Source organism: Mesorhizobium sp. M1A.F.Ca.IN.020.06.1.1 (assembly GCF_004023265.1).
Lineage (GTDB): Bacteria > Pseudomonadota > Alphaproteobacteria > Rhizobiales > Rhizobiaceae > Mesorhizobium.
In genome coordinates, this window is record NZ_RZSR01001473.1 from 1 (window position 1) to 924 (window position 924).

Annotated in this window: 1 protein-coding gene and 1 pseudogene; both read left to right on the forward strand. The window is 64.9% G+C overall.

Annotated features, from left to right (window positions below; genetic code table 11):
* A pseudogene (locus EOA60_RS34960) lies at positions 1 to 198 on the forward strand (GcrA cell cycle regulator); the annotation flags it as partial.
* Between the two features lie 265 nt (positions 199 to 463).
* On the forward strand, positions 464 to 924 hold a 461-nt coding region (locus tag EOA60_RS34970), incomplete at its 3' end, for a hypothetical protein (protein ID WP_206628423.1).

A 924-nucleotide genomic window follows, 5' to 3' on the forward strand; every position in this document is an offset into this window, starting at 1 on the left:
ATGCGCTTCCTTGATTGCCTGTTCAAGCGCTGCCGCGCGCCGGTCGATCTCGCGTTGCGCGAGGAGGCGGACGAGGATCCCGTCGGCGCGCGGCCCGGTCCCGACATGCTCTGCTGCGGCCTGCCGACGTCGGCCACGCGCTCCTACTGCGCGCATCATCATGCGCGGTTTCACGGCCATCGCGGGAGGGGGATGTGAGAGTGGCAACAATGAAGGCGCCGGCGGCGGAGTGCTCAATCTCCCCCCTTGCGGGGGAGATGTCCGGCAGGACAGAGGGGGGTGTGAAGGAACGCCAGCCTCGCCAATCCTTTCAAGGTACGACAGCAGTACAATGGGCAAAGTGGAGGACAAGCAGAGCGGATAGGCTGGCGGGACAGCACCCCCCTCTGGCCTGCCGGCCATCTCCCCCGCAAGGGGGGAGATTAGCCACCTGCCGCTGCCCGGCCTCTCATCAGGCAATCCCATGAGCGGTACGACCTGGTCGAAGTTTTTCTGGTCGGATTGGGAGTCCGATCCAAATCTGCGCCTCTGCTCGCTGGCGGCCCAAGGCCTGTGGATGCGGATGCTCTGCATTGCCGCCGCGCACGAGCCGGTTGGCTATGTCGCCATCGCCGGCAAGGGGCTGGAGGAGGCGGCGCTCGCGCGCCTTGCCGGCTGCACAGAAATGGAGCTGGGATGCCTGCTTGCCGAGCTCGAGCAGAACCGCGTCTTCTCGCGAGACCGGCATGGCCGCATCTACTCCCGGCGCATGATCGCGGATGCGCGTAAGGCGCGCGTGGTGCGCCGCAACGGCCTCAAGGGCGGCAACCCAAGCCTTTCGAAAGAAAGGGCGTTTTCGCGCTTGGATAAGCGGCGGGTTAAGTCAGGGGATAAGGGGGAGGATAAGCCCCAGAGTCCAGAATCCAAGAATCCAGAATCCAACAA